The organism is Cypionkella sp. (assembly GCF_036782355.1).
Lineage (GTDB): Bacteria > Pseudomonadota > Alphaproteobacteria > Rhodobacterales > Rhodobacteraceae > Cypionkella.
Window position 1 is genome coordinate 1 of sequence record NZ_DAIPZF010000069.1, and the last position, 3427, is coordinate 3427.

Below are 3427 nucleotides of genomic sequence, written 5' to 3' on the forward strand. Positions count from 1 at the left end.
ATGAGCCTCGCCCTTTTATCAACCAGTCAACTGCGCAGCCCGATTGGCCCCTATCACACGGCAGAGGGCTTTGCGAAATTCGTTTGGGATTTTGCAAACGGCTACCACACCGCCAATTTTTCCGTGCAGCGCAGTTCAGCTGCCAGCACCCAAGCCCGCGACGGCAGCTTTGCTGTGGTGCAAGCCGATGCCGCACGCTTTACACCTGCGGGCGCTTTGCTGCTGGAACAGCTTACGGTCAATCTTGCTGAGGTTTTGGCCGCACCCATCGACACCAGCGGGCTTTACCTGACAGGTGCGGTAGAGGCGACACTGGCAGTTGTTGAGGATACAACCGCGCTGGCAGCCGCAGGGTTGTTGGGCGTCACCAGCGGCAGGGCGCTTTTGCTCGACAATTCAGCGGGCAGCACCAACGCGCGGCTGGCGCTTCAGGCGACGGTTGATTCAACCGGAGACTGGGTGCTCTCGGCCTTTGTGCGCTCGGATGGCACGGTCAGCCTGCGCACCGGCTATGGCGGCTATCCGGCGATTGGCAGTCTTATCGGTGATCCTGTGGTGACCCCAACCGGCTATGTTCGCGCCAGCCGCAACAGTGCGCAAAAAGACGGTGGCGCCAATAACCCTATGGATCCAATATGGTTTGATGTCTCGGCAGGAGCCAAACTTTGGATCAGCTGCCCACAATGGGAGCCGAACCGACTGAGCCCCAGCAGCCCTGTCTTTCAAAGCACCAGTCAAACCAGCCGCGCGGCAGAAACACTTTTTCTGCCCGTGCAGGGACCAATCAGCCAAATCACCGCGATAACACCACAAGGCAGCGTCGCGCTGGCATCCACCCAAACCGTAGGTGGCGCATTGATCGCGCCGCTTGAAATCCCAATCCTAAAAATTTTAGTCACTTAGGCAAAGGACACCCAGAAATGCCCTCCACCCCCGTGTGCGCCCTGCCATGACTGCATCCGCAGACCAAGCAACCAGGCGAAACCTGAAGCTAACGCGCGGGGTGGTGCTGTTAAGCTTTTGCCTGAATGCAGGGGCCAATCTTGCGCTGATCGGCTATTTCGCAAGAACGGGCGGGCTTGGCTTGGTGGGGGATTGGGCGTGGCTGAATGCGGTTTTGATGAATGTTCTGATCCTTGATCTGGGCCTGACCGAGGCTTTGACCTTTCGGATCGCGCGTGATGGGCTAATCGCCACGCAGCCCCTGCTGCGCACAGCTCTCAGGCTTGCCGCGGTGGGGGTGGTGTTGAGCGCCGCGGCAAGTTGTCTTTGTCTGCTGATCGGCGCGCCAGGCTTTGCAGCGGCCAGCCTCGCGGCCTTGGCTGCAGTGCTGCAATTGGCGTCGAACTGGCGGATCAGCATTCGCTTGGGGCAGCACCAACAATATTGGTACAATCTGAAGACCATAGCCAGAGTGGCGGCGCAGACCGGCTTGGCAGTTTGGTTAATCAAGATAATGCCGCAATCCCAACCACTTGGGCTTGCACTTGCCTTGACCGCAGGCGCACTGATCGAAGTTTCCGTCGCATTATGGGCGACCCGAACGTTGCGGCTGCGCAGCGGACCCAGAGCCAATCTTACCGTTCTGGCAAGCGCCGCCCGCCCTTTTGCTCTGACAAATCTCTCGCATCGCGCCTTACAACCGCTCTCGATTTTGCTGCTGGGGCTCACCTTGAACACGGCTGCTGTGGCCGTCTTTAGCCTGGCTTTGCGCATCCCAACGGTGATCAGCCAGGCGGTCAGCGAAGCGTTACGCGGGTTGCTTGCGGGGCTGGCACAGCTGCGCGACACCGAGCCCGAGCGCATCCCGCCCCTACTGCGCGACTGCTTTACCCTGCAACTCGCCCTTTTGGGCCCTATCATGATTTTCGCGACTGCCTTTGCCCCCAAACTGCTGCAGCTCTGGCTTGGCGCTGTGCCCCCAGAGCTGGTGACTGCCCTTCGGATTTTGCTGCTTGCCACCGCCCTCACCGGCATAACCACGCCATTTCATTGGGCAAATTATGCGCTTGGGCCGGAAAACCTGGCGGCCCGCGCCTATGCAATTGGCACCTGCGCCACTCTGGCGGCGGGGGGGCTAGCGCTCGTCAGTGGTCATGGCCTTTTGGGTTTTGTCACGATTTTTGGGCTGATTCAAAGCAGTCTAGCCCTGGCGATGCTGGCAATTGCACAAACCCAGAACAGGCTGGTCTCGCGAAGCTTACGCGAGCTGGACTTCCAAAAAATTGTTTTACGACTTACAATTACGGCAGCGATTGCCTTCGGAGCAGAAGCGGCTGTAACAGCCCTGCCACAAAGCGCCAACCTCTTGCTTTTGGCACTTAGCAGCGCGATCGTTCTGGCGCTGACCATGATTTCCTTGCGCATGAAGCAGATCACATGGCGCCAAAGATGATGGAACCCACTTGGCCCAATAAGAAAAAGCGCCTGCTGTCAGAGCCAGCCTTGCGGCAAAAATCTGATACGGCCCAGACACGAGACATGCCCCCTTCAAGTCGCCTGACGCGGTTTTTGGTTTTAAGCCTTGCCGTTGTTATTCTTGCCTGCCTGAATAAACTCATCCTCGGCACAGGTCAAAACTTCTCAGCTGGCCAAATGATGGTTCAATCAACAGCTGATATTTATTTTGCTAGAGTATCATCTTTTTCAATCCTGCTGCTTTCGATCCTGCTTGCGGGCGTTACAGGGATCTCACAGGCCGCACTAAAATCGATTTCAATCTTCTGGCTGCCGCTGATCGGCTATTTATGGCTGCGAGTTCCTATTTTTGATGGGGATGGCGCGGTACTGCTCAGGACGCTAAATTTTTATGCTGTGCTTGCCTCAATGTCGATCTTGGCAAGCAATCGAAAAAATGCCGAACTGTTTTTGCTAAACCTCTACTACTTAATTGCTTTCGTAAATCTGATCGGTCTTACACTTTTCATCGCAAAAGTAGAGTTCTCATATTTTTCAGATGGTTACGGCATCATGTTTACGGGGTTATTCCCACAAAAAGATCTCTTATCCACCACAGCCGCCCTTGGAGCCTGCCTTGCACTCTTCCGCCTGCTGACCCGCTACAAATTTATTGATATCGGAATTTTCATTCTTCAAATCACAACTCTCTTTTTGTCCTCAACACTTTCAAGCCTTGGTGCATTTATATTCGGAGCCCTCGCAATTTTTGCCCCAGTCTTCGCCATCGGTTTTGCCGGCAGCGTGGCACTTTGTCTCCCTGTGATGCACTCGGTCTTTGCACCAGTGGCAATCCTCTTTGGGAAGGATCCAAGTTTCACAGGAAGAACACGATTATGGGACTTTACCCTGCAAGAGGCCCAACAGGCCCCACTTTTTGGCCACGGATTTCGTCATATTTCGGCAACAGCAGAGTGGATGCAAATGGTGCAAAGTGAATTTCGCAGCGATAGTTTTTTCATTCCTCATG

3 protein-coding genes are annotated in these 3427 nt (G+C 55.3%); all 3 read left to right on the plus strand.

What is annotated here, in order from left to right:
* Positions 1-903 (plus strand): hypothetical protein (locus V7Q10_RS15485; protein ID WP_333870038.1); only part of this gene is annotated, 903 nt, incomplete at its 5' end.
* A 415-nt stretch (positions 904-1318) separates the two neighbouring features.
* Entirely contained in the window at positions 1319-2395 is a 1077-nt protein-coding gene (locus V7Q10_RS15490; RefSeq protein ID WP_333870039.1) for a lipopolysaccharide biosynthesis protein, read from the plus strand.
* Positions 2392-3427 (plus strand): O-antigen ligase family protein (locus V7Q10_RS15495; protein WP_333870040.1); only part of this gene is annotated, 1036 nt, incomplete at its 3' end. The genes V7Q10_RS15490 and V7Q10_RS15495, both read left to right, overlap by 4 nt.